At 59.7% G+C, this 25,920-nt stretch carries 24 protein-coding genes and 1 pseudogene; 5 read left to right on the top strand and 20 right to left on the bottom strand.

Going from position 1 to position 25,920, the window contains the following annotated elements:
• Window positions 1–10: 10 nt before the first annotated feature.
• From rnc to GSQ77_RS08970, 16 genes and pseudogenes are all read right to left on the bottom strand, one after another.
• A pseudogene (gene rnc / locus GSQ77_RS09045) lies at window positions 11–817 on the bottom strand (ribonuclease III); the annotation flags it as partial.
• 295 nt (window positions 818–1,112) lie between these two features.
• Window positions 1,113–2,006, bottom strand: coding sequence for a signal peptidase I (gene lepB, locus GSQ77_RS09040; RefSeq protein WP_158901233.1), 894 nt, complete (start codon window positions 2,004–2,006; stop codon window positions 1,113–1,115).
• Between the two features lie 114 nt (window positions 2,007–2,120).
• The gene (gene lepA, locus GSQ77_RS09035) at window positions 2,121–3,914 is read right to left on the bottom strand and encodes a translation elongation factor 4 (protein WP_158901231.1); all 1,794 of its coding nucleotides are present in this window, start codon (window positions 3,912–3,914) and stop codon (window positions 2,121–2,123) included.
• Between the two features lie 180 nt (window positions 3,915–4,094).
• Window positions 4,095–5,645, bottom strand: coding sequence for a DegQ family serine endoprotease (locus GSQ77_RS09030; RefSeq protein ID WP_158901229.1), 1,551 nt, complete (start codon window positions 5,643–5,645; stop codon window positions 4,095–4,097).
• 18 nt (window positions 5,646–5,663) lie between these two features.
• The gene (locus tag GSQ77_RS09025) at window positions 5,664–6,689 is read right to left on the bottom strand and encodes a MucB/RseB C-terminal domain-containing protein (protein ID WP_158901227.1); all 1,026 of its coding nucleotides are present in this window, start codon (window positions 6,687–6,689) and stop codon (window positions 5,664–5,666) included.
• 4 nt (window positions 6,690–6,693) lie between these two features.
• Window positions 6,694–7,398, bottom strand: a complete 705-nt coding sequence (locus GSQ77_RS09020) for an RseA family anti-sigma factor (protein WP_158901225.1) — start codon at window positions 7,396–7,398, stop codon at window positions 6,694–6,696.
• Between the two features lie 92 nt (window positions 7,399–7,490).
• Window positions 7,491–8,090: an RNA polymerase sigma factor RpoE gene (gene rpoE, locus GSQ77_RS09015; protein ID WP_158901223.1), complete on the bottom strand. Its 600-nt coding sequence runs from the start codon at window positions 8,088–8,090 to the stop codon at window positions 7,491–7,493.
• Between the two features lie 196 nt (window positions 8,091–8,286).
• Window positions 8,287–8,712, bottom strand: coding sequence for a hypothetical protein (locus GSQ77_RS09010; protein WP_158901221.1), 426 nt, complete (start codon window positions 8,710–8,712; stop codon window positions 8,287–8,289).
• Window positions 8,713–8,777: 65 nt separating this feature from the next.
• The gene (gene fabF, locus GSQ77_RS09005; RefSeq protein ID WP_158901219.1) at window positions 8,778–10,016 is read right to left on the bottom strand and encodes a beta-ketoacyl-ACP synthase II; all 1,239 of its coding nucleotides are present in this window, start codon (window positions 10,014–10,016) and stop codon (window positions 8,778–8,780) included.
• Window positions 10,017–10,118: 102 nt separating this feature from the next.
• Window positions 10,119–10,358 carry an acyl carrier protein gene (gene acpP, locus GSQ77_RS09000; RefSeq protein WP_014897657.1) on the bottom strand — a complete coding sequence of 80 codons (240 nt, stop codon included), beginning with the start codon at window positions 10,356–10,358 and terminating at the stop codon, window positions 10,119–10,121.
• A gap of 174 nt (window positions 10,359–10,532) precedes the next feature.
• Window positions 10,533–11,282, bottom strand: coding sequence for a 3-oxoacyl-ACP reductase FabG (gene fabG / locus GSQ77_RS08995; RefSeq protein ID WP_158901217.1), 750 nt, complete (start codon window positions 11,280–11,282; stop codon window positions 10,533–10,535).
• 31 nt (window positions 11,283–11,313) lie between these two features.
• Window positions 11,314–12,243 carry an ACP S-malonyltransferase gene (gene fabD, locus GSQ77_RS08990; protein WP_158901215.1) on the bottom strand — a complete coding sequence of 310 codons (930 nt, stop codon included), beginning with the start codon at window positions 12,241–12,243 and terminating at the stop codon, window positions 11,314–11,316.
• Between the two features lie 160 nt (window positions 12,244–12,403).
• Window positions 12,404–13,393, bottom strand: coding sequence for a beta-ketoacyl-ACP synthase III (locus GSQ77_RS08985; protein ID WP_158901213.1), 990 nt, complete (start codon window positions 13,391–13,393; stop codon window positions 12,404–12,406).
• The gene (gene plsX, locus GSQ77_RS08980; RefSeq protein ID WP_158901211.1) at window positions 13,393–14,541 is read right to left on the bottom strand and encodes a phosphate acyltransferase PlsX; all 1,149 of its coding nucleotides are present in this window, start codon (window positions 14,539–14,541) and stop codon (window positions 13,393–13,395) included. Before plsX ends, GSQ77_RS08985 begins: the two co-directional genes overlap by 1 nt.
• A 120-nt stretch (window positions 14,542–14,661) precedes the next feature.
• A complete protein-coding gene (gene rpmF / locus GSQ77_RS08975) occupies window positions 14,662–14,841 on the bottom strand; it encodes a 50S ribosomal protein L32 (RefSeq protein WP_158901209.1) in 180 nt (59 codons plus the stop codon).
• A 92-nt stretch (window positions 14,842–14,933) separates the two neighbouring features.
• Window positions 14,934–15,596 carry a DUF177 domain-containing protein gene (locus GSQ77_RS08970; RefSeq protein ID WP_158901207.1) on the bottom strand — a complete coding sequence of 221 codons (663 nt, stop codon included), beginning with the start codon at window positions 15,594–15,596 and terminating at the stop codon, window positions 14,934–14,936.
• A 371-nt stretch (window positions 15,597–15,967) separates the two neighbouring features.
• Between GSQ77_RS08970 and GSQ77_RS08965 the strand changes: the two genes are divergently transcribed.
• Both GSQ77_RS08965 and GSQ77_RS08960 read left to right on the top strand, forming a co-directional pair.
• A complete protein-coding gene (locus tag GSQ77_RS08965; RefSeq protein ID WP_158902879.1) occupies window positions 15,968–16,573 on the top strand; it encodes a Maf-like protein in 606 nt (201 codons plus the stop codon).
• Entirely contained in the window at window positions 16,570–17,286 is a 717-nt protein-coding gene (locus tag GSQ77_RS08960) for an SAM-dependent methyltransferase (protein ID WP_174246417.1), read from the top strand. The genes GSQ77_RS08965 and GSQ77_RS08960 overlap by 4 nt, the downstream gene beginning before the upstream one ends.
• Before the next feature lie 104 nt (window positions 17,287–17,390).
• On the opposite strand, the gene GSQ77_RS08955 is transcribed toward GSQ77_RS08960, so the two are convergent.
• From GSQ77_RS08955 to rluC, 4 genes are all read right to left on the bottom strand, one after another.
• Window positions 17,391–18,392: a S49 family peptidase gene (locus tag GSQ77_RS08955; RefSeq protein ID WP_158901205.1), complete on the bottom strand. Its 1,002-nt coding sequence runs from the start codon at window positions 18,390–18,392 to the stop codon at window positions 17,391–17,393.
• Window positions 18,393–18,402: 10 nt separating this feature from the next.
• A complete protein-coding gene (locus GSQ77_RS08950; RefSeq protein WP_158901203.1) occupies window positions 18,403–18,813 on the bottom strand; it encodes a Rieske 2Fe-2S domain-containing protein in 411 nt (136 codons plus the stop codon).
• A 72-nt stretch (window positions 18,814–18,885) separates the two neighbouring features.
• Window positions 18,886–19,545, bottom strand: a complete 660-nt coding sequence (locus GSQ77_RS08945; RefSeq protein WP_158901201.1) for an HAD-IA family hydrolase — start codon at window positions 19,543–19,545, stop codon at window positions 18,886–18,888.
• A 6-nt stretch (window positions 19,546–19,551) separates the two neighbouring features.
• Window positions 19,552–20,556, bottom strand: a complete 1,005-nt coding sequence (gene rluC, locus GSQ77_RS08940) for a 23S rRNA pseudouridine(955/2504/2580) synthase RluC (protein WP_158901199.1) — start codon at window positions 20,554–20,556, stop codon at window positions 19,552–19,554.
• A 758-nt stretch (window positions 20,557–21,314) separates the two neighbouring features.
• Here rluC and GSQ77_RS08935 point away from each other — a divergent pair.
• The 3 genes from GSQ77_RS08935 (at window position 21,315) to GSQ77_RS29935 (ending at window position 25,908) form a co-directional block, all read left to right on the top strand.
• Window positions 21,315–24,515, top strand: a complete 3,201-nt coding sequence (locus GSQ77_RS08935) for an Rne/Rng family ribonuclease (RefSeq protein ID WP_158901197.1) — start codon at window positions 21,315–21,317, stop codon at window positions 24,513–24,515.
• Between the two features lie 170 nt (window positions 24,516–24,685).
• A complete protein-coding gene (moaA, locus tag GSQ77_RS08930) occupies window positions 24,686–25,855 on the top strand; it encodes a GTP 3',8-cyclase MoaA (protein WP_158901195.1) in 1,170 nt (389 codons plus the stop codon).
• Window positions 25,852–25,908, top strand: coding sequence for a hypothetical protein (locus GSQ77_RS29935; protein ID WP_367889665.1), 57 nt, complete (start codon window positions 25,852–25,854; stop codon window positions 25,906–25,908). Before moaA ends, GSQ77_RS29935 begins: the two co-directional genes overlap by 4 nt.
• Window positions 25,909–25,920 lie beyond the last annotated feature (12 nt).

Here is a 25,920-nt window from a genome sequence, read left to right as displayed (position 1 = left end):
GAGGGCCGCCCGCCGACGCGCTGGCTTTGGCCTCGCGCTTGCGTTCGGTGGTACGTAAATCGAGCGCGCCTTGCGCCGCTGTTTCAGCGGGCGTCTTGGCGCCGCGTGCATTTTTCGAGCGCTTCGGTTTGCCTAACAGTGCCGGAGCCACCGCCACCACCTCGTCGAGTGCTTTTTTGGCCGCCGCCTGCTCGGCCGCCCGGCGGCTGGCACCCGTGCCCGAGACCTTGATCTCCAGCTTGGGCACCGTACATTCGACTTCGAATTGTTGATTGTGCGCCGCACCAAGCGTGGCGACAACGGCATACTGCGGCAATGCCAGTTTGTGCCCCTGCAGATATTCCTGCAATAAGGTTTTAGCGTCCTTGCCTAGTGTGCGTGGATCGATGTGGTCGAGTATCGGAATGTAGAGGCGCTCGATTACCTGTGCCGCGAGCTCAAAACCGCCATCGACATGCACCGCGCCGAAAATCGCCTCCAAGGTGTCCGCAAGGATAGATGGACGGCGAAAACCGCCACTTTTCAGCTCCCCCTCCCCCAATCGCAGGAAATCGGCGATCGACAGGGCCTGGGCGATTTCATACAGCGATTGTTGCTTAACCAGATTGGCACGTACTCGCGACAGGTCGCCTTCATCCAGATCCGCAAAACGCTTGAACAACAAGGCGGCCACCACGCAATTTAGGACGGAATCGCCAAGAAACTCGAGCCGTTCGTTATGCGTGGCGCTATGACTTCGATGGGTCATCGCCTGCCGCAGCAATTCCGCATTGCGAAATTGGTAATGCAGCCGGCTTTCCAACTGGGATAGGGACATGGGTGCAAGTATAACGCGACCTGCGCAGGCCTATGGATACACGGCGGAGGTAGGCGGCCAAACAGCGCGATCGTCGAATGCGCCTATCGTACGCCTGCATCTGCCCTGCAAAAAATACGACGGGCATGCCGCAGGGGCATGCCCGTCATGAAGATACTGATCCCGACTCCTCTGGCCTACGATTTCTTACGATGTGGGCCTAACAGTCGAGCTAAAAGCGGGCTTAAGGTGGAGCATAAGGTCGGGCGTAGAGTCGGCTCACGATTCACGCTTTGCATTCGACTCACGACCTTGCTTAGTGAAAACCGCCGATCCGCTTCAAATCACTGAAATTCATCCAGATGAAAAAGGCTCGACCGACCAGGTTTTTATCCGGAACAAAACCCCAGTAACGACTATCTTCGCTGTTATCGCGATTGTCGCCCATCATGAAGTAATTGCCCGGCGGTACTTTGCATGTGACGCCCGCGCTGTCGTACGAGCAATTTTCCTTGTGCGGAAAATCATGCACCCCTACGACGAAAGGCGGCTGCGATGGAATATTGAGAATCGCGTTCTTGCGGCCGTCGATCGTCTCTTCATATTGCTTGGCATAACCCATCCGATCTTCGTCGAGAAAATCGGGCAACGGCGTTTCCGGCACATCGACGCCGTTGATGGTCAGATGTTTGTCCTTGTAAACCACCACGTCGCCGGGCACGCCGATGACGCGCTTGATGTAGTCGACCGACTCGTCTTCCGGATAGCGGAATACCACGACGTCGCCGCGTTTCGGACTGCCGCCGCCAAATAATTTCTGATCGCTGATCGGCGAACGAATGCCGTAATCGAATTTGTTGACCAGGATGAAGTCGCCGACCAGCAGCGTCGGAATCATCGAACCCGACGGAATCTTGAACGGTTCGACGACAAACGAACGCAGCACAAACACCAGCAAAATCACCGGGAAGAATCCCGCCGTATATTCCAGCCACCATGGCTGGCGCAATTGATTGTCACGCAGGCGTGCTCGCGTGGAGTCGCCATTCTCGTCGGCAAACCGTTCGCCGATACGTTCTTGCTGCCGATTGAATTCGGCCACTGCGGCGGCCGCCGCGGTACGGCGACGCGGCAGAAACAGCGCCTTGTCGCTCACCCAGGCGATGCCGGTAATAACCACTAGAGCAAACAGGATCAATGCGAAATTCATGGGCTATCCGTCAGTCAGTTAATCGGTCTCATAGTCCGGTCGCATTCGAGGGAGTCGGTAGCTTAAGCACGAACATGAGCATGAGCAACCCGATTCTCGAACGCGGCGGCCAGCTTATTTGTCTTCGACCTGCAGGATGGCGAGGAACGCCTCCTGCGGAATTTCAACGCTGCCAACCTGCTTCATGCGCTTCTTGCCGGCTTTCTGCTTTTCGAGCAATTTCTTCTTACGGGAAATATCGCCGCCATAGCATTTCGCCAGCACGTTCTTGCGCAGCGCCTTGATATTCTCGCGCGAAATGATATGCGCGCCGATCGCAGCCTGGATCGCCACGTCGAACATCTGGCGCGGAATGAGTTCGCGCATCTTGGACGCCACTTCACGGCCTCGATGCGTACTTTGCGAACGGTGCACGATGACCGACAAGGCATCGACCTTCTCGGCGTTGATCAGCATGTCCACCTTCACCACATCGGCGGCACGATATTCCTTGAAATCGTAATCCATCGACGCGTAGCCGCGCGAGACCGATTTCAAGCGATCGAAAAAGTCCAGGACGATCTCGGCCATCGGAATTTCGTAAGTCAGTTGTACCTGCCGGCCGTGGTACGACATGTTGATCTGACTGCCGCGCTTCTGGGTACACAGCGTGATCACCGATCCGACATACTCCTGCGGCATATACAGGTTGACCGTGACGATAGGCTCGCGAATTTCCGCGATCTTGGACGGATCGGGCATCTTGGACGGGTTTTCGACGTTGATCACCGTGCCGTCCGCCATCAGCACCTCGTACACCACCGTCGGTGCGGTCGTGATGAGATCCATGTCGAACTCACGCTCGAGGCGCTCCTGCACGATTTCCATGTGCAGCAAACCGAGAAAACCGCAGCGGAATCCGAACCCCAACGCTTGCGAAACTTCGGGCTCATATTGCAACGATGCGTCGTTGAGCTTCAGTTTTTCAAGCGACTCGCGCAACGCGTCGTACTGGTTGGCTTCGATCGGGTAGAGCCCGGCGAACACCTGCGGCTTGACTTCCTTGAAGCCGGGCAATGCAGTCGCGGCCTTGCGGCCCATATGGGTCACGGTATCGCCAACCTTGGCCGCCCCCAGTTCCTTGATGCCGGCAATGATGAAACCGACCTGCCCGGCCGACAACGAATCGCGATCCTGCGATTTCGGCGTGAACACACCGATGTGCTCGACCGGAAATTGCGCACCCGTCGCCATCAATTCGATGCGCTCTTTCGGCTTGAGGGTGCCGTTGACGATGCGCACCAGCATCACGACGCCCACATAGTTATCGAACCATGAATCGATGATCAGCGCCTGCAGCGGCGCGCTCGCATCGCCCTTGGGCGGCGGCACCTTGGCGATCAGCGACTCGAGCACGTCCTGGACGCCGAGGCCGGTCTTGGCCGAGCAACGGACCGCGTCCGTCGCGTCGATGCCGATCACTTCCTCGATCTCTTCAATCGCATTTTCCGGATCGGCGGCAGGCAAATCGATCTTGTTCAAGACCGGCACCACCTCCACGCCGAGCTCGATGGCTGTGTAGCAGTTGGCGACCGTCTGCGCTTCGACGCCCTGGCTCGCATCCACCACCAGCAAAGCGCCCTCGCAAGCGGACAACGAGCGACTCACCTCGTAGGAAAAGTCGACGTGACCCGGCGTATCGATCAGGTTCAGGTTATAGACCTGGCCGTCCCGGGCACGGTAGCTCAGTGCCGCAGTCTGGGCCTTGATCGTGATGCCGCGCTCGCGCTCGATATCCATCGAATCGAGCACCTGCGATTCCATTTCGCGATCGGACAAGCCCCCGCATAATTGAATAATCCGGTCGGCCAGCGTCGATTTACCGTGGTCGATGTGCGCAATAATCGAAAAGTTACGAATATGATCCATACAACCTAATAATGCAAAAAAGGCGCGCTCGTTATCGCGAAGCACGCCTTTCGGTGGAAGCAGCAAGCCCGTATTTTAGCGGAAAACGCCCCTGTCGGGGCGCCTTTAGGGTGCGCGCCCGCCGCTGCTGAGAATGCCGCGGGCAACCCATCCGCAACCCAACCATGACGTGCCGCTGATTTACTTGTCTGCTTGAGCGCGCGGGCGCAGCGGCACGAATTGCGTGGTATCACCACGACGCACCAGCAGCGCCACCGATTTTTGCGGATCGAGCTTGCGCACCATCGCGTCGAACTGCGCTGCGCTGACGATATCCGTATCGCCCAGACGCAATATCACGTCGCCCTTCTGCAATCCGGCGCGCTGAGCCGGCCCTTCCACCATGTCGACCTGCACCCCGTTTTGCAGCTTTTGCGACTGCAACTGGTCGGAGGTCAGGTTGCTCACCGCAATACCCAATGCATTGGACGGCCGTGGGCTGGGCGCAGGCGCCTTCTTGCCCGGCGCCTTGACCTGTTTGTCCGGTTGCATTTCGCCGACCGTCACCTGCAGCTCACGCAACTGGCCCTTGCGCCAAATCGTCAAGCTCGTACGCGTACCGGGCTTGGTCTCGCCCACCATGCGAGGCAGGTCCGTGGCGCTCTCGACATTGCGCCCGGCAAATTTCTCGATGATATCGCCCGGCTGGACCCCTGCCTTGTCGGCCGGGCCGCCCGGCTCGACACTGCTGACCATGGCCCCCGATGCGTTGGGCAGCCCCAGCGATTCCGCTACGTCCTTCGTGACTTCGCCAATGGCAACCGCGATACGCCCGCGAACCACCTTGCCGGTCGTTTTGATCTCGTCGGCAACGCGCATCGCTTCGTCGATCGGTATCGCGAACGAAATGCCCATGAAACCGCCGGTGCGGCTATAAATCTGCGAGTTGATACCGATCACTTCGCCTTGCATGTTGATCAGCGGTCCACCCGAATTGCCCGGATTGACGGCAACGTCGGTCTGGATAAACGGCAAGTAGTCGCCAGTATCGCGCCCTTTGGCGCTCACGATGCCGGCCGTGACGGTATTGTCGAGGCCGAATGGCGAGCCGATCGCGACCACCCATTCGCCGACCCGAACCTTGGTCGAGTCGCCGATCGTAATAGCCGGCAGATTGGTCGCTTGGATTTTCAGCAGCGCGACATCGGTACGATCGTCCTCACCGATCAACTTGGCGCGGAATTCGCGCTTGTCGGTCAGCGTCACATAAATGGTGTCCGCACTGTCGATCACATGCGCGTTGGTCATCACATAGCCGTCTGCCGAAATGATGAAGCCCGAACCGACGCCGCTGCTACGTTCGCCATTGTCCGAACCTATCCCCGGGTCTTGGTCCTGCCCCATGTCCTGACCTTGATCGGACTGATTGGGTTGGTTGGGTTTGTCCTGCTGGCTTTGGCCACCGCCACCACCGCCGCGAGGCGATTGTTGCGGCAGCGGAATACCAAAAAAGCGATGGAAGAACTCCGCCATGTCGCCCTCGTCCATGCCTGGCGGCATGCTGGGGACATCCGGGCGCACGCGTTCCGTAGTACGGATATTCACGACCGACGGGCCGACCTTGTCCACCAGATCCGTAAAATCCGGCAAGCTGGCAGCAGACGGCGCCGCAATGGCGACTTGCGGCGCAAGCGGTAGCAACAGTGCGGTCGCGGCCACCAACACCAGGTTGCGTACTGAAATCGAAGTCATAAGGAGGGCCGTCAGTCTTTATTGAGGTGCTTTATATTCTATGGCGGACGCAAATTCTTTGAGCGTCTCGGTGGGAACCTCTCCCAACAAAGTGATCCAGAACGCACCTTGTCGCTTGATCAGTATATGCGTTGCACCGTTGCTGCCGCTGCCCTCTCTGCCGCTCTTTTCAAGCGGCTCGATAAATACGGAAATGGCCGCCAGCCCGTCGGAGAAAACAGCCTGGTCGACCAGCGTGGTGCGATTGCTGGCGTCATGCGAACCCATGGGGCGACGCAACTCACGTATCTCGCGGAAGCCGGCGACGTTGGGTTTGATGGTCCAACCTTGCGCGTTCATGTCCACCGTCGTCGTATCGGCATGAACCACGCGCCAGCCGGCCAGATTTCGGATGCCCGCCGCGATCGAATTACGGTCGCCCGCACCCCCGATCTCAATTTGGGTAAATGCGATCTGCTCGAGTACGCGGCCATCGGTATCGAGCGTCTGCGCTCGCAGCAAAAGGCCGGTGGCCTTGTCCGCCCACAATTTATAGCCAAAACGAAAATGATCGATAGGATCGAGTTCGATCACGGCACTATCGCGTCCGGCCACGCGGTCTTCACCGAGCAATTTGGCGGTGTAGACGTCGAGCACCGAGTCGGTATCCTTGCCCACCAATCCGGGGAAGGAATCCTTGCTTTGCCGTTGGTCGACGATACACAGCTTGCGCTCGGGAATGAACGTGTACACCGCTTCATTGTGCCGCAGCATGGTCCGCGGCTGACCGTCCAGACTTTCAAGACGTTCGTATTCGCCGCTACGATCGGCTACGTGCTCGATCCGCGACGCCTGAACCGTAGCGCCACGCTGGAACACAAAAGTACCTTGATAATTCTCGTTGCTCGCCGCGCGATGGATCCGGGTCAGCCAAGCATCGGCTTCTCGCCTGACGACCAAGGGATCAGTCGATTGCGCCCATACGGAACTGGCCGCAAAAATAAGCGCGGCGGCCAGCCAACGCTGCCGCCACGTAGAAATTACTGCAAACCTCTTGATCGACATCTAATTAATGCCCTTCTTGCGCCGACACATTCCTGACAAAAGGTGCGCTAGGCGGTACCGGACGTTGCGCAAATTCTTGGTGAGCATCCAGGTATTGGTCAAGCCGTGCATCGCGAATCATGTTGACATCGGGAGCCGAGGTGGCCGCTGCCGGATTAGCGAGAGCGGTATTACTCAGATCGGCACCGGCGCCGGACGATGCCGCCATCGCAACGCGCTGCACGCCCGTGTTCGCGGCATTGGTCGCACGCACATCGACCGACGCGGTTTGCATCGCGGCTACGGGCGCGGAGGCCGCGCTATTGCCCTGTATCTGGGGGACCAGTACCCAGGTCAACGTTGCCGCCGCCGCAGCCACCGCCAGAGGCGGTAGAAAACGGCGCGTCAAGGCAGCCAGCCGGCCAGGTGCCTGCGCGACAGGAACATGCGCCGCCGGGGAGAGCAACGGCGGCTCAGACTCGAAAACGGCCGAAAACCGCTTCAGAAACGCCGAGTCGGCCGCAGGATCTGCAGCCAGGTCGTCAGATTTCAAAACATCACCAACGAGGTGATATTCCGACCACAGCGTACGATCACTGTCGCTGAATTCGCTCAGAAATTGCTTGACCTCCTGATCGAGATCGACACCCACCGGCGCGTTACCATCGACAAAAGCCGACAAACGCTCAGCGCGCGAAGGCGCGAGCGACTGCATCGAGACAGAACCCATGATGCTCCCCATCTTACTGACCACCCGTTAAACACTTTAACTTATTAAAAATCGCAAGTTCCCGAAGGATACCTACTATCCCTAACCGGTAACTACCAGCGCTTACCTTCTGGTGTATCCAATAGTGGACGTAATTTGGTTGCGATCGCCTCGCGTGCGCGAAAAATGCGTGAACGGACGGTGCCTATTGGGCAGCCCATCATTTCAGCGATTTCCTCGTAGCTCAACCCCTCGATCTCGCGCAACGTAATAGCGGTGCGCAACTCCTCGGGTAACACCGCCATCGCTGCATTGACCGTTTGCGCAATTTGCTTGGTCATCAGCATCGATTCCGGCGTGTTGATATCCCTTAGTTGGTCCGCGTCGGCAAAAGTTTCCGCGTCTTCTGCATTCGTTTCAGTTGATGTGGGCGCGCGCCGTCCTTGGGTCGCCAGGTAATTCTTCGCCGTATTCACGGCAATGCGATAAAGCCAGGTGTAAAACGCCGACTCGCCGCGAAATTGCGGCAAAGCACGATACGCCTTGATAAAGGCGTCCTGGGCCACGTCTTCGACCTCCGCCGCATCACGCACCAGACGCGAAATCAGGCGGATGATCTTGCGGTGATATTTCGCAACCAGTAGCTCAAACGCGGCTTTATCACCTCTTTGCACGCGTTCAACCAAAACTTGGTCGATTTCTTTTTCACTCACCTGATGTTCCGTTGACGGTTGCAGCTTTAAAGATAAATTGATGAATCCAGCCCACAATTGTAACGTCTTAAGTGGAGCAACCCTCAATGCGTTTTACACCGTTACAGTCGTTACATCCGCGCCGCGCCAGGGTCTACAGCCGGTCTACACCCGCGTGACGTGGACTACGCCGGCCCGCCAAGCCCTTATATTCGATTTATACCGAATTTTCGGGGGCAGACCAAGCAAATTGATTTTTTCTGTGCAATGCGCGACGCGACCAAGCCGCCAAAACGCGAAACGACTCCGCCGGCATTGCGTCAACCATCACCAGCACGGAACAGTCACCTCGGCCGCCGCCGCGAAACTCCAAATGTTGCATCACGCCCGGCCAATGCAGCACATGGACCAAATCACCGGCTGCCACGCTAACTCCGGCATTGTCGGTCGGGTAAAACAGCGCGATGCTCCCCTGCTCATCCAGTTCCAGCGCGCATGGCGCGTGCAACTTGACACGCCGCGCCTGCCAGAACAAACCTGAGCAAGCCGTCATCGCCAGTATCGCGGCGACCGGCGCTGCGAGATAGGCGGAACTCCACAAATACAGAGCGACGCCCACCGCGGCGACACAGCCGCCCGTCATTCGCTGTAACGCCAGCGACCGCGACAACGTCAAGCGCAATGCCGGCCTCACGTCGCCACGCCCTCTCAGATACGCTTGAAAATCAGCGTACCGTTGGTACCGCCAAAACCGAACGAATTCGACATCGCGTATTCAATCTTCATATCGCGAGCCGTATTGGCGCAGTAATCCAGATCGCACTCCGGATCCTGGTTGAAAATATTGATGGTCGGCGGCGACACCTGGTCTCTGAGCGCCAGCACCGAAAACACCGCCTCGACCCCGCCCGCGCCACCCAACAGATGGCCCGTCATCGATTTCGTCGAATTCACGACGGTACGCTTCGCGTGGTCTCCCAGGGCGCGCTTGATCGCCGTGGTTTCAGCCAAGTCGCCCAACGGCGTCGAGGTGCCATGCGCGTTGATGTAATCGATCGCGTCCGGGTTGATCTGTGCGTTCTTCATCGCATTCTTCATGCTACGGCGCGCGCCATCGCCATCCTCACTGGGCGCCGTCATATGGTAGGCGTCGCCGCTGCGGCCATAGCCGATCAGTTCGCAATAAATCTTTGCGCCACGCGCCTTGGCGTGCTCGTACTCTTCGAGCACCATCACACCGGCGCCTTCGCCCAGCACGAAACCATCGCGATCTTTGTCCCATGGACGGCTCGCCGTCGCGGGGTCGTCGTTACGTTGCGACAGGGCACGCGCAGCCGCGAAGCCGCCCAGACCGAGCGGCGAAACCGTGGCTTCGGAGCCGCCTGCCACCATCACGTCGGCATCGCCGTACTCGATGATGCGCATTGCTTCGCCGATCGAATGGGCGCCCGTGGTACACGCCGTGACAATCGCGAGATTAGGGCCTTTGAGCCCGAAGCGGATCGACAAGTGGCCGGAAATCATATTGATGATCGATGCGGGCACGAAAAACGGCGAAATCCGGCGCGGACCGCGATTGAGCAATTCGGTCTGCGTCTGTTCGATCATCGGCAAACCACCGATGCCGGAACCCACGATCACCCCGATGTTTTCGGCGTTTTCCTCGGTCACGACCAGGCCGCTGTCCTGCATCGCCTGAATGCCAGCCGCAACGCCGTAATGGATAAACGTATCCATATGGCGGGCTTCCTTGGCCGGCATGTAATCCTCGACGTTGAAACCCTTCACCTCCCCGGCGAAGCGGGTCGATAGATTGGCTGCATCGAATTTGGTGACATTGGCGATACCGGACTTGCCGGCCACCAGGTTAGCCCAGCCTTCGGTAACCGTATTACCGACTGGCGAGATATGTCCAAGACCCGTAACAACGACACGACGGCGGCTCACGATAATCCCTCTCTAAAACGAAACAAAAACAAAAGCCACAGCGATCACAGAGGAACCCCCTGTGAGCTCTGTGGCTGTCAAGCCAAATGCGATCGGAAAACCTCAGGCCTTGACGTTCGCGCGAGCGTAGTCGATAGCCTGCTGAACCGTCGTGATTTTCTCGGCTTCTTCGTCAGGAATTTCCATGCCGAATTCGTCTTCGAGCGCCATCACGAGTTCAACGGTGTCCAGCGAGTCGGCACCGAGATCGTTCACGAATGAGGCTTCCGTTTTGATTTCCGCTTCGGCGACGCCGAGTTGTTCCGCAACGATCTTCTTGACGCGCTGTTCAATATTGTCCATCGACCCCTCCAGGGAAATAGGTTCACTCAAAACAAAGTGTGCGCATTTTATCAGGTTTAAACCTTAAAAAACGCTGGGCACGGCGCGACGTTCGCTTTGACGCTCGTTTCGACCTCGCTCACCGGCCCATATTGGTGATTTTATCTGGCGTTTGCCCAGACAGAATCAACCATCTTATGCCATATACATGCCGCCGTTGACATGAAGCGTCGTGCCTGTGATGTAGGCTGCATGGGGCGAAGCAAGAAATGCCACGGCCTGCGCCACATCGTCGGCGCTTCCCAGTCGCCCCAGCGGAATCTGCGCCAACAGCGCGGTATGCTGATCGGCGCCGAGTGCTTTCGTCATATCGGTGTCGATAAATCCGGGTGCCACGCAGTTGACCGTGATGCCGCGGCTGCCGATTTCACGCGCCAAGGCCCGTGCCATCCCCGCCACGCCGGCCTTCGCGGCCGCGTAATTCGCTTGGCCAGGATTGCCGGTCGAGCCCACGACCGACGTAATGTTGATGATACGACCGCCGCGCGCTTTCATCATGGGCCGTAAAACGGCGCGCGACAAACGGAATACGGCGCGCAGATTCGTATCGATCACAGCATCGAAATCATCGTCCTTCATGCGCATTGCCAGTTGATCCTGGGTAATACCCGCATTATTGACGAGAATGTGCAAACCGCCGAATTCCTTTACCGTGGCTTCGATCAACCCTTCCGAAGCCGCTGCATCGTTCACGTTCAGTACCACGCCACGCCCTTTCACCCCAGCCGCAGCAAACGCTTCGCTAATGCCCTGCGCCCCGGCCTCGGTGGTCGCGGTGCCGATCACCGTCGCGCCGGCACCGGCTAGCGTCAATGCGATCGCACGTCCGATACCGCGCGATGCGCCGGTAACCACGGCGATCTGCTGATCCAAATTTTTTTCCATCATGCTCTCTTAGTCAAAAATGGGCTGTCGGTTAGCGAACCGCGGCCAGTGCTTCGGCAAGCGAAGCCGGATCGAAGACGGCGCTGCCGGTCAACGTACTGTCGATACGCCGGGTCAACCCCGCCAAAACCTTGCCTGGGCCGCATTCAAACAGATGGGTGACACCGTCGCGCGCCATCGCCTGCACCGATTCCACCCAACGCACCGGACCCGCAGCTTGCCGTACCAACGCATCCTTAATGGCTGCGGGATCGGACACCACGGCAACATCAATATTGTTGATGACTGGAAAGCCTGGCGCGCTGATCTCGACACCCGTCAAATATTCGCGCAGGCGATCCGAAGCCGGCTTGAGCAGCGATGAATGAAATGGCGCAGAAACCGGCAGCGTCAAAGCGCGTTTCGCACCCTTCGCCTTGGCAAGTTCACAAGCGCGCTCGACCGCCGCTTTATGGCCTGCGATCACTACCTGCGCAGGTGCATTGAAGTTCACCGCCTCGACCACACCCACCGCGCTCGCCTCCACGCACACCGCACGCACGTCCTCATCGCTTAACCCGAGGATGGCCGCCATGCCGCCCGCCCCAACCGGCACGGCTTCCTGCATGGCTTGTGCGCGAAAACGCACGAGCGGCACCGCATCGCGAAACGCCAGCGCACCGGCGGCGACCAAGGCAGTGTATTCGCCCAAGCTGTGACCAGCCGCGATCGCCGGCGCAGGACCACCCGCCGCCTGCCAGGCGCGATAGGTCGCGTAGGCCGCAGTCAGCATGACGGGTTGCGTATTGGTCGTGAGATTCAACTCTTCGAGCGGACCTTCGGCGATCAGCTTGGCCAGATCCTGGCCCAGCGCATCCGAGGCTTCCTGCACGGTTTCACGCACCACTGCCACCTCGGCAAATGCGTTGAGCATGCCGACCGCCTGCGAACCCTGCCCCGGGAAAACAAATGCAAATTTCATGAGTTACCTGCCAAAGTGTAAGCAAGGGGCGGTGGCCGTACATGCCTCTCGCTGCATCCACCGCGGCGATGCGCCGCCCGGCCCCTAGCATGTGTGGTCTTTATGTCGTGATCTTTATGTCGTGGTCTTGACACCGCCCGCCGTCCTACGGCGGGGAATCCTACAGCGCCAGAACCGCCGCGCCCCACGTGAAGCCACCACCGACGCCTTCGAGCAGCACCCGCTGCCCCTTCTGGATACGACCGTCGCGCACGGCAACGTCGAGCGCCAGCGGAATCGAAGCGGCCGACGTATTGCCATGCTCGTCGACCGTCACGATCATGCGCTCCTGCGGCATACGCAGCTTGCGGCAAGTGCTTTGCATGATCCGGATATTGGCTTGGTGAGGGATCAGCCAATCGATGGCGTCGGCGCTTAACTGGGCCTTGTCGAGCGCTTCGAGCGCGACTTTTTCGAGCACATTGACGGCCAGCTTGAACACCGCCTGTCCGTCCATATGCAGGAACGCATTACCGGCAATTGCCCCGCCATGGACATTGCCTGGCACGCACAAGATCGGCGCGTGGCTACCATCGGCATGCAAGGCGGTGGCAAGGATGCCGGGCTCATCGGACGCCGTCATCACGACAGCGCCTGCCCCATCGCCGAACAGCACGCAAGTGGTACGGTCATTGAAGTCGAGAATGCGCGAGAACGTTTCCGCGCCGACCACCAACGCCGTGCGATGGGCACCGCTGCGGATGAAATTATCGGCAGTCGCCATCGCATAAACGAAGCCCGAACACACAGCCTGGACGTCGAATGCCGCTCCGTTGTTGCGTATGCCGAGCTTGTTTTGCAACAGGCAGGCGGTACTCGGAAAAACATAATCGGGCGTTGACGTCGCAACAATGATCAAGTCGATCGACTGAGGATCGATACCGGCGGCTTCGATCGCACGCTCGCTGGCGAACTGCGCTAGATCGCTGGTGGTGACATCGGACGCTGCAAAGTGCCGCGCACGAATGCCGGTGCGGGCAAAAATCCATTCGTCGCTGGTCTCGACGCCGGTAGCAGCAAGCCGCTCGGCCAGAACTTGATTGGTAATGCGTTCCGGCGGCAGATAGCTGCCGGTCCCGATCACGCGGGAAAAGAGTGGGGTCTGAGCCATCATGCCTTCGAGGAAAGCGCCGCGAGAGGCGCAGCCTTACTGGCTGCACTCGCTGGCGGACTGTCGATAATTGACTGGGAAATGGATTGCGGGTCGGACAGCTCGCTCAACGGCTGTGCAGCGGCCACCGCGAGCAGCGATTGTTCGAGTGCTTGCGCGAGCCGCTGGGTCAGGCGCGCCTGAACGCCATTTTTAACTGCATCGTAAGCCCGCTTAATCGCAAATTCGAACGAGTAGGCGTCGGCGGAACCATGGCTCTTGAACACCAACCCGCGCAAACCGAGCAAGGCCGCGCCGTTATAGCGCCGATGGTCGACCCGGTGCTTGAAGCGCGCCAGCACCGGCCACGACAGCAATGCCATCATTTTCGTCAGGAACGAGCGGTTGTATTCTTCCTTGATGATTTCGCCCAGCATATGCGCGAGACCCTCGGAAGTCTTGAGCGCTACGTTGCCGACAAAGCCGTCGCACACCACGACATCGGTGGTGCCTTTATAGATATCGTTACCTTCGACGTTACCGTAGAAATTCAGCGAGCTGGCGCGCAGCAGTTCGCCGGCGCGCTTGATCGTTTCATTGCCCTTGATGATTTCTTCGCCGATGTTGAGCAGGCCGATCGTCGGGCGCTCCTTGCCGTCGATGGCAGCCACCAGCGCGTTGCCCATTTCGGCGAATTGCAGCAAATGCTGTGGCTCGCAATCGACGTTGGCCCCGAGATCGAGCACCGTCGTCCAGCCGTGCAAGTTGGGCATCACGGTAGCAATGGCCGGTCGCTCGATGCCGGCCAGCGTCTTGAGCACATAGCGGGACACCGCCATCAACGCACCGGTATTGCCGGCCGAGACGCATGCCTGAGCCGCGTCATCTTTGACCAGATTGAGCGCCACCCGCATCGAAGAATCTTTTTTCTTGCGCAGGGCGATTTCGAGCGAGTCGTCCATTTCGACCACTTCGCTGGCGGCCACGACCGACAAGCGCGACTCGTTTTGAGCCCGCAATTTTTTCAATTGTGCGTGGATAGGCTCGGCCAAACCCACGAGCACAAGCTCAGCGTCTTCGTGAGCGCGGATGAAATGCACGGCAGCCGGAACGGTCACGACAGGGCCGTGATCGCCTCCCATGCAATCTATAGTGATTTTTATCGTCATGCGTCGCGACAAAGTTCAAATGCAAAAAAGCGGCCGTCGAATGCCGCTTTTTCTTCGAACCGGGCATGCCTACGCGAACCGAAACTAGCCCGGATCACTGCTTCGTGCCAGTTGCGCAGATCAGTCGTTCTTGGTCTTGACGACTTTGCGACCACGATAAAAGCCGTTCGGGCTGATATGGTGACGCAGATGGGTTTCACCCGAAGTCGGTTCAACAGCAAGCGTCGCGCCTTGCAGGAAGTCGTGTGCACGGTGCATGCCGCGTTTGGACGGCGATTTCTTATTCTGCTGGACTGCCATGATAACTCCTCAAAATTTTCTGAATTTTAGCACAGTCTGACCACCAGACTGCTTAGTGCGCGCAGACCGAAATATCCTTCGGACGGCACGCCTTATGATTTACCGTCAGCGCCGGAAGGCCCCCGTTCACCCCGCTTAAGCACGGCAAGCGCCGCAAACGGATTGGGTTTTTCCTGCACTTGCGGCGCTTCGTCTACCGGCGCTGCGTCGGATGACAGCTCGCCGCCATCAGCACCCGTCAATAAACTATCGTGCACCGAAGGACAGACGTCGTGCTTCGGTACAAGTGGCAGCGAAAGCAATACTTCCTCTTCGATCAATTCGATCAAATCGAACTGACGCGAACCGACGATCACATCGGCATCGTCGTCGTCCAGTGGCGCTGCATCGGCCTCAGCCTCTGTTTCGACAACGCGATAACGAGCCTGAACGTCGAGCGGCTGCATGAGCGGTGCGAGACAACGCTGGCACTCCAGCCACACCGCACCTTCCACCTTCACATCGAGCCAACGCTCGTCATGCTGCCCGCTTTCATCCGCTTGCGATGTCGTGGATCCGCTTGCCTGCCAATTCAACGGTGCGGGCAAATCGGCCGCGTCCGGCGGCACCTCGGCCAGCAGCCGCGGCAAGCGACCCAGACCGATCGTCCCGACAGCGCTGCGCTGGTGACGGACAAATTCGAATATATCGATGCTGCATGCAGCATCGGGTCCCAACACATCCGGCTGCGCCGTCTTGCCCGAATCTCGGACCATATAAGCTCCAGGGCAAAAAAGGGCTTTGAAACGGCCACGAAAAAGGCCGCCGGAAAATTCCATGTGCTCGGGCGATGCTCGCTGGGCTTGTCCCCCAGACCCTGGATGGGACTGGGGCTCATACAGAGCCGCCGCGCTACGTACCCACAAGCGCGCATTGACACCAAGACCGCGAAAAGCCCATGATTTTATCGGCTTTATCTTTTAAGGTCAAACACTTAAGTAGACGAGCGAAAACACGGCGGCCCGGCTGGGGTCCGGCCTGAAATCGAGCTTATGGATTGCTTCAGGCATTTCGAGGAACGGGCCTGAATCGCTTGCCCGAAATTCTGCTAATCTCGGCAACCCGCGACCTGACTTTCCTCTATGCCATGGCAGATGCCCTCCCCCCACGCCGCTTGATTCTTGCATCGAGTTCGCGCTACCGACGCGAATTGCTCGAGCGCTTGCGCGTACCGTTCGAGGTCGTCGTTCCGGGTAGCGACGAGACCCCGCTAGCGGGAGAAACGCCGGCCCGGACCGCCGAGCGTCTCGCGCAAACCAAGGCGCGCGACGTCGCACGCAACGCGCCCGATGCGCTAATCATCGGTTCGGACCAGGTTGCCACGATAGATGGACAACAGTTGGGCAAACCGGGCAATCACGCGGCGGCACTTCTGCAACTTCAGACCATGCGCGGCCGAACCGTGGAATTTCATAGCGCCTTGTGCCTGTTCGATGCTCGCACGGGGATCGCGCGCAGCACGGACGTCATCACTCAGGTGCGCTTTCGCAACCTGCCCGACGCAGCGCTACAAACCTATTTGCATGCCGAACAGCCTTACGACGTAGCCGGCAGCGCCAAATCGGAAGGACTAGGCATCGCCCTGCTCGAAGCCGTACACTCCGACGATCCGACCGCACTGGTCGGCCTGCCTCTAATTGCGCTGACCGGAATGCTGATTGAGGCCGGTTACCCACTATTTGCACCATCATGAGCGGCGTTCTCTATCTGATTCCCAACACCCTGGGCGACGGCGACGCGGCCGCGCTCGCCAGCGTGCTGCCCGATCCGGTACGCGCGCAAGCCGCCCGGCTCACTTATTTCGTCGGCGAGAATGCCAAGACCACGCGGGCCTTCCTCAAGCGCATCGGCGCCGAACGGCCCATCCAGGAGATCGAGATTCGCGAGCTGAACGTGCAAACGCCAAGCTCAGCCATCGACGGGCTGCTCGCGCCTATCCTGGCCGGGACGGACGCCGGGCTGGTTTCCGAAGCGGGTTGCCCGGCCGTGGCCGACCCTGGCGCGCTGCTGGTGCGCCAGGCGCATAGCCATGGCGTCAAAGTCGTGCCTCTGGTTGGGCCAAGCTCCATCTTGCTGGCCCTCATGGCGTCCGGCCTGAACGGACAAAGTTTCACCTTTCACGGCTACTTGCCGGTGGATGCGGCGCAACGGGGCACACGCCTACGTGAACTCGAACAGCAATCGCGTCGCGCAAAACAGACGCAGCTTTTTATCGAGACGCCGTATCGCAACCGGGCGATGCTCCAAGCACTGATCGCCAGTTGCGCGCCGACGACACTGCTATCGGTTGCCGTCGACCTGACCCTGGCAACCGAGCAAATCGTCACGCGCGTGCTCGCCGACTGGCGCCTCGACGCGCTCGATCTGCACAAGCGCCCCGCGATTTTTTCGATACTGGCGCAATAACGCGAAGCTCAACGCGCAAAAAAAAGGCCGGACATAGCGTCGGCCACGATATGCCCTACTCGGGCTAGTCGCGCCCGGTTACGAGCGCGCCGCCATATCGTTTTTTACTGCAGTTTGAAACCGCCAAGCAGCAACGTGTGAACTGCAGCCTCACCAATCGATGCGCCGAACTTATGCGCCACGCGGTCGGCGAAATTCTCTTTCACCGTGTAGTCAACCAAGTCTTCCGCCTTGATCACATCGCGCGCCACATAGGCCGTGTCGCCAAAACCATCCGCCAAACCGAGCTCGACACTTTGCTGGCCGGTCCAGAACAGGCCCGAGAAAATATCCGGCGTTTCCTTCAGGCGTGCGCCACGACCCCGCTTGACCGCATCGATGAACTGAGCGTGAATCTGAGCCAGCATGTCGTTGGCATGTTGCTTGGCTGCATCGGTTTCCGGTGAAAACGGATCGAACAAACCCTTATTCTCGCCTGCCGTATACAAACGCCGCTCGATGCCGAGCTTATCCATCAGGCCGGTAAACCCGAAACCGTCCATCAGCACGCCGATCGAGCCGACGATGCTGGCATGGTCGACGTAAATCTTGTCGGCGGCCGCCGCTACGTAATACCCACCCGACGCGCACATATCGTCAACCACGACGTAAAGCGGTTTAGCCGGGTATTTGGCACGCAAGCGCTTGATCTCGTTGTAGATCATGCCAGCCTGCACGGGACTGCCGCCGGGGCTGTTGATCTCGAGCACCACACCCACGGTATCGGTATCTTCGAACGCGGCATCGAGTGCGGTGTTGATATTATCGGCACTTGCCTGGCCGCCCGAGGAAATCTCGCCATTGAGCGTCACCACTGCGGTGTGGCGCCCACTGGTAGCGGCAGTGCCGGCGCCGCCAAGATTGAAGATGCCCCAGGCGATCACAGCGAGCGCAGCCAAAAAGGCGAAGCGAAAGAAGATTCTCCAGCGCCGTCCAGCACGCTGTTCGTTGATGGACGCAAGCGCAATGCGTTCGAGCGCAGCACGTTCCCAGCCAGGCTCGCCAGCGGCGGCAACTGGCGCACGCTCGGCTTTAGGAGGCGTTTCGGGGGTCAATTGATCTGACATCGCTTATTTTTCACAAAGAAGAGGGAGAGTCCAAAGGCATTGCGTCAGGCTCGGGCGGCAGCACTGGGGCTTGCGGTAGCCAGAACACTCGCCGCCCGTCGGGCGTGTCGCGCTCTTCCACTTGCAAAGCCCGTAGTCGACCGCCGCGGCACGGCCCCTGCACGCAATAGCCGGTATCGGGAGCATAAATCGCGCCATGCATGGCGCACATCAAGTATAGGCCCGACGGTTCGAAAAACTGCCCTTCGTTCCAATCGAGTTCGGTGGGTACGTGCGCGCACTGGTTCAGGTAGCCATAGGCCACGCCACGAAAGCGCACAAAAAATACGCTGGCGTCGCGACCATAGCACCGCGCTTTCAAACGAACAGCAAGGCCGCCGTCGAGCAGTGTTTCCGATGCACATACCGGTACTGCATCCATTCCAGCTCCAGCTTGAGTCAGTATCGAAGTTGTGCCTGCTTTGTGCCGCCCGTCCGGCTATCTCGGGCAACCTCAGGCGTTTTGCCGCAACCAAGCCGCCAGCTCGCCCACGTTGTTCGCGCAAAAGCGCGGTTCGAGCGCGAGCAACGCATCGACCGGATGAGCGCCATAAGTGACCGCAACCGCAGCCGCACCCGCGTTCACCGCCATTTGCAGGTCATGCGTGGTATCGCCGATCATCACCGTACGGCGCAGATCCTGCCCCAGCTCGCGAGTCAACTCATGCAGCATCGCCGGATTCGGCTTCGAAAATGTTTCATCGGCGCAACGCGTCGCATCGAACATGCCCGTCAATCGTACTGCGTCCAGCGCCCGATTCAGGCCTACGCGGCTTTTACCGGTCGCCACGGCGAGAAAATAGCCCGACTCGCGCAGATCGGTCAGCATTTCGCGCACTCCGACGAACAGCTCGGTCGTGCGGTCGCCCGCCAAGTAATGAACACGATAGCGTTCGGTGAGCTTCGGATAATCCTCCGGCTTGAGCGTCGGCACCGCAATCTCCAGCGCGTCGCGCAGGCCCAGACCGATTACGTAGCTGGCGGAAATATCGTCCGGCACCGGCAAGCCGAGGTCTCGGCAAGCGGCCTGGATGCTGCGCGTGATGTGCACCGTCGAATTCATCAACGTGCCATCCCAGTCGAATACGATCAAATCAAAATTTTGTTGAGCCATGTAGCCTTAGCCTTTTTTCGGATTTTGCGGAGTTCGCATACGGAGCTGCTGCAGAAATCGCTCGCAGTCGGCCGGCAAAGGCGCGTGCACCGTCAGCGGCGCACCCGTCGCCGGGTGCGCCAACGTGAGCCGGTAAGCGTGTAGAAACATCCGCTTGAACTGCGGATTGGCGCCGGGGCGGGCAAGTTCGCGGTTGAAGGCGAAATCGCCATATTTGTCGTCACCGATAATCGGCGTGCCCAAATGCGCCAGGTGGACCCGGATCTGGTGAGTTCGGCCCGTCTTGAGTTCGGCTTCCACCAGGGCGTAACCGTCATAGCGTTCCAATAAATTGAACACCGTATGGGCGGCTTGCCCCTCTTCCTGCACCCGCACCCGGCGCTCGCCGTCGCCAGTCAGGTATTTGAACAGCGGTGCCTTGACGATACGCCGCTGATCGGTCCATGTCCCGGACACACAAGCCTGATAGCGCTTGTCCATCCGGTTTTCGCGAATTTGCTCATGCAGCCCGACCAACGCGGCCCGTTTTTTCGCCAGCATCAGCACGCCTGAGGTTTCGCGATCAAGCCGATGCACCAATTCGAGGAATTTCGCCTCGGGACGCGCCTGACGCAATTGTTCGATAACGCCGAAGCTGACCCCACTTCCTCCGTGCACAGCCACGCCGGCCGGCTTGTCGATCACCAGCAAATGGTCGTCTTCAAACAACACTGGAAAAGACGCCGGCGGCACAATCGTACCGCGCGCCGTCTCGTCTTTTTGCGCCACCCGGATCGGCGGTATGCGCACCTGATCGCCTAGTTGTAAACGATAGTCCGCGCCGATCCGGCCTTTGTTGACACGCACCTCGCCGCTACGCAGGATGCGGTAGATATGGCTCTTCGGCACGCCTTTACAGGCGCGCAAGAGGAAATTATCGATTCTCTGCCCCGCCGATTCGTCGCCGATCTCAACCATGGAAACCTGGTCCGCGGACGTACGTTGTGGGGATATTTTGCCTAACTCATTCATTCTGCATATAATTTGCCCCAGCAGTGTGTTCCGCAGAGCCTGAATCAGGCGCGCGGTACGCGCATGTCTGGCGCGAGCGACAAACCGCTATTCTACTTGCGCCCCGGGTCAGTTGCTCACCGGAGAATTAGAGCAACACGTTGCACGCACGAGATTCATGCAGGCAGGGACGACGCCCAGAGGCGCGTTCGGCTGAGACAGGGTCTCGAAAAGGCGACGGGATTCAGGCTAAAAAGAATTTTTTACGGCCAGCCCTCAATATTGGTAATAGCCCACGGCACGCTTTGCGCACTGGGCCGTTTCCATCCGGCTGGCTCAATTGCAAAGACGACCGGTATCGAGCCAGATATCTTTACAGACGAGCCGCGAGAAGCGCGCTACCTGTCAAGATTGAAAGCTGGCAGCACCACAACAGATTGAGACACGTCACGGAAAACCCCACGCACATAGCGGCCCGGTTCCATTGACACTCCCGGAGGGGCGCGGCTTGCGTTGATACGCAACCCGTCAATCAGGGGCGGTTTCCGCCTGTCCCCGGTGTGATATGCCGCGCGCCCTTTGCATGTGCCCTGGCATCGTTTTCACGGTCACATCGTGAAGCGAGCGCCCCAGGCAATTCTCCCGCCCGAATTCCAGCCCAGCGTGTTTTGTGACAACTTTTGTGACAACAAAAGCGTGGCGTGCCGTCGTCCCGATGCTTGCCTGCGCCTTGCGGCGCTGCTGATTTCGGGCCGGCCCAGCCGCTCTGGAGCCGTTTAATGAAACGCATGTTATTTAATGCGACGCAGCAGGAAGAACTGCGCGTCGCCATCGTCGATGGCCAAAAGCTAATCGACATCGATATTGAAACCGCCGGTCGCGAACAGCGTAAAGGCAACATTTACAAAGGCGTCGTAACGCGCATCGAGCCCTCGCTCGAAGCCTGTTTCGTCAACTATGGCGAAGATCGCCATGGATTTCTGCCGTTCAAGGAAGTCGCCCGCCAGTATTTCAAGGACGGCGTCGACGCACGTTCGGCACGCATCCAGGATGCGCTGCGCGAAGGCCAGGAGCTGATCGTCCAGGTCGAGAAAGAAGAACGCGGCAATAAAGGCGCTGCACTCACTACCTTTATTTCGCTGGCTGGCCGCTACCTGGTACTGATGCCCAACAATCCTCGCGGCGGCGGCGTTTCGCGCCGCATTGAGGGCGACGAGCGTCAGGAACTGCGCGAAACCATGGCACAGCTCGAATTGCCGGACGGCATGAGCATCATCGCCCGCACCGCCGGAATCGGACGTAGTGCCGAGGAATTGCAATGGGACTTGAATTACCTGATGCAATTGTGGCGCGCCATCGAAGAAGCCTCCGGCTCTACGCGCGGCCCGCTGCTGATTTATCTCGAGTCGAGCCTGGTGATCCGCGCGATACGCGACTACTTCCAGCCCGATATCGGCGAAATCCTGATCGATACCGAGGAAATCGAAGAGCAGGCACGCGCGTTCATGAGCGTGGTGATGCCGGACAACATGCACAAGGTCAAGCGGTACCACGACGATGTGCCGCTGTTTTCGCGCTTCCAGATCGAGCACCAGATTGAAACCGCTTATTCGCGCACCGTGCCGCTGCCGTCGGGCGGCGCCATCGTGATCGACCATACCGAAGCGCTGGTTTCGATCGACGTCAACTCGGCGCGCTCGACCAAAGGCGCCGACATCGAGGAAACCGCCACTCGCACCAACCTGGAAGCCGCCGACGAAGTGGCTCGCCAGTTGCGCCTGCGCGACTTGGGCGGCCTGATCGTCATCGACTTCATCGATATGGAATCGCCGAAGAGCCAGCGTGAAGTCGAACAGCGCCTGAAAGACGCGCTCAAGTACGACCGCGCTCGCGTGCAGATGGGCAAGATCTCGCGCTTCGGCTTGATGGAACTGTCGCGCCAGCGTCTGCGTCCGTCGCTCTCCGAAGGCAGCCATATCACCTGCCCGCGCTGTAACGGCACCGGCCACATCCGCGATACCGAATCGTCCGCATTGCAAGTCCTGCGCATCATCCAGGAAGAAGCGATGAAGGAACACACCGCGGCGATTCATTGCCAGGTGCCGGTCGAAGTGGCCGCCTTCCTGCTCAATGAAAAACGCCAGGAAATCAACAAGATCGAGACGCGTTTCAAGGTCAACGTCCTGCTGATCCCGAACAAGCACCTCGAAACACCGCACTACAAGCTGGAGCGTCTGCGCCACGACGATCCCCGCCTGGACGAACCGACCGCCAGCTGGAAAATGGCGCAGGAAGCGGCTCAGGAATTGGAAGCGGACTCCGGTTACAGTAAGCGTACCGAAGAAGTGAAGCCCAAGCAGGAAGCTGCGGTGAAAGGCATTACGCCGGACCGCCCGGCACCCACCGCCACTCCGCGTCCGGTTGCGCCCGCGGCGCCCGCCGTTGCTGTGGCCTCCGGCGGCTTTTTCGGCTGGCTCAAGAGTCTGTTTGGCGGCGCACCGGTTACCGAGGAAGCCGCGCCCGCGAAAGTGGTCGCTCCGGCTGCCCCCGCACGTGAACGCACGAGCGAGCGTGGTGAACGCTCCGAACGCGGCGGCCGCGGTGGTCGTAACGGCAATCGCGGTGGGTCTGGTCCGCGCGAGGGCTCGGCCCCGCGCGCGGCCAATGGCCAACCGCGTCAAGAACGCGAAGCCGGCCGCGACGTTAGCCGCGAGCCTAGCCGTGACACCACCCGCGACGGCGCACGCGCAGAAGGTCGCAACGAAACCCGCGGCGGTCGTGACCGGCAAGCCGAGCGTGTCGAATCGGGCAACGAGGTGCGCGCCGAGCGTCCAGAGCCGCGTCAGCGCGCTGAACGCGGCGAGCGTGGCGAACGCCGCGAGCGCAAACCTGCGGAAGTCGTAGCCGAAACCGTCAATCTGTCGGTGGAAAGCGCGCCCGAAGGCGTGGAACCGAAGCTCACGGACCCGGAACGCGCCGTTATTGGCGGTACCGCGGGGTTGAGTGCGGACGAAGCCGGACAGCGTGAAGGCGATGAGCGTCGTCGGCGTCGGCGTGGCCGCCGTGGTGGCCGTCGCGATCGTGAAGAAAGCGCAGTAGCCGGTGCAGAAGGCTCGATTCAATCCGAAGGCGATGAAGCGATCTCGCAGACCGAAAGCCCGGCGCCCGTTAGCGAAAGTGTGTCGGCCAGCGCGATCAGCCCCTTGTTGCATTCGGCCCCGGCCGTTAATGTGGCAGACCATGTGGCAAATGAGCCGATCGCCGTAACGCCGGCAATTCCGACGGCACCGGCGGCAGCTCCTGCCGCACCCGTCGCAGAAGAGCGCATCGCTGCGACCGCTCCGGTGGAAACGCATGCGGAACACGCTATTGCCCCAGTGCAGCGCGAAACCGTTGCGCAACCCGAAGCGGCAAAGTTCGAAGAAGTTGCCACTAGCGCCGCCTTTGCGCCAGTTGTGCCGACACCGACAGCCGAAGCCAGTGTTGCTCCGACTGCAGACGTGACGGCAAAGCCAGCACAGCCGGTGGTCACCGAGCCCGCACCCGTTGTGACGGAGCCGGCTCCCGTTGCAGTTGCAGTGCCGCAAGCGCCCGCTCCCGTGGCTACGCCTGAACCAGCGCCTGCCGCTACATTCGAGCCGGTCCCGACTGCTGCTGCCCCGGTCGTCACTGCACCCGTCGCTACCGCGCCGGTAGCCACTGCTCCGGTCGTTACAGCCCCAGCGTCGGCGCCGGTTCCCGCGCCGGCTCCCTCGGTACCGGCAGCGAAAGTTTCGGTCGAAGCTTTGCAGCCCATGCTGGAATCGGCTGGCCTGGTTTGGGTCAACACCGACTCTGCCAAGTTCCAGGCCGCAGCCGATGACGCGGCACGCCACGCCGACGCACCGCGTGCGCCACGAGCGCGCAAGGTACTGCCGCCGGTCGACGCGGCGCCAATGCAGCAGGTTGAAACGGCACACCACGACACGCCGGCGCAGTAATACCGGCTGAGCGGAAGGTTATTCTTTCGCTCATCAAGACGGAGGAGCTCTATGCTCCTCCGTTTTTTTTGCCCCGTGCACGGGCGCGCATGGGCTCAGTTCTAGCCTTTCGCGCAAACCCTCTGGCCTCCTATCCGTTACAATGACAGGCTAAGCTCGATAAAGCCCTCATGTCAGCCAAAGTCATTCCTGTCGCCGATTTACGATACGGTAGCGTCGTCCCCGACGTCTCCGGGCCGTTGATCGTCCCTACAGGCAGGCTGACCGACGTGCGTGGCCGCGCGCTCAAAGATCTCCGCATCTCGGTCACCGATCGCTGCAATTTTCGCTGCGTGTATTGCATGCCGCGCGAAGTGTTCGACAAGGACTATGTTTTTCTGCCGCACTCGTCGCTGCTGAGTTTCGAAGAAATCGAGCGACTCGCGCGTATCTTCGTTGCGCATGGCGTCGAAAAAATTCGACTGACCGGCGGCGAACCGCTATTGCGTAAAAGCATCGAACATCTGATTGAAAAGCTCGCCCGGCTGACCACGGCATCCGGGCGCGGCCTGGATATCACGCTGACCACCAACGGCTCGCTGCTGGCGCGCAAGGCGCGCACGCTCAAGGATGCAGGACTGACACGCGTGACGGTGAGCCTGGACGCGCTTGATGAAGCGTTGTTCAAGAGGATGAACGACGCTGATTTCCCGGTTGCCGACGTGCTTGCTGGAATCGAGGCAGCCCATGCGGTTGGGTTGGCGCCACTCAAAGTCAACATGGTCGTCAAAGACGGCACCAACGACCGCGAGATTTTGCCGATGGCACGCTACTTCAAAGGCAGCGGCGCGGTGCTGCGTTTTATCGAATACATGGATGTTGGCGCCTCAAACGGTTGGAACATGGCCGAAGTACTGCCATCCGCGCAGGTTCTCGCACGTATCCACGCCGAATTTCCGCTCATGCGGCGCGACAGCGAGGTGCCCGGCGAAACCGCGCGGCGCTGGCGATACGCCGACGGTAGCGGCGAGATCGGCGTGATTTCGAGCGTAACCGAGTCATTTTGCGGTAGTTGTACACGCGCGCGCCTGTCGACCGAGGGCAAGCTTTATCTCTGCCTGTTTGCCAGTTCCGGCTATGACCTGCGCGCATTGTTGCGCAACGACAAGCTGACCCCGTCGTGCGCAGACGCGCGCATAGAAACCGCACTCGCCCATATCTGGGGGGCGCGAGACGACCGCTATTCGGAACTGCGCGCGTTTAAGCTCGATGAGCTGGACGCGGGCAACGAACATAACGACCACGATGGCGCGGAAAATTCGGGCAATCAACGCGTCGAGATGTCCTACATCGGTGGCTGAAGCGTTGCGCATGCCGACCGTCCCCGCCGCGCCACCGACTCGCAGCGATCTAACCGGCCTGGTGC

It is taken from the genome of Burkholderia sp. L27(2015), from assembly GCF_009765705.1.
In the GTDB taxonomy this organism is placed as follows: Bacteria; Pseudomonadota; Gammaproteobacteria; order Burkholderiales; family Burkholderiaceae; genus LMUX01.
This window is presented reverse-complemented; position numbering and strand designations above follow the sequence as displayed.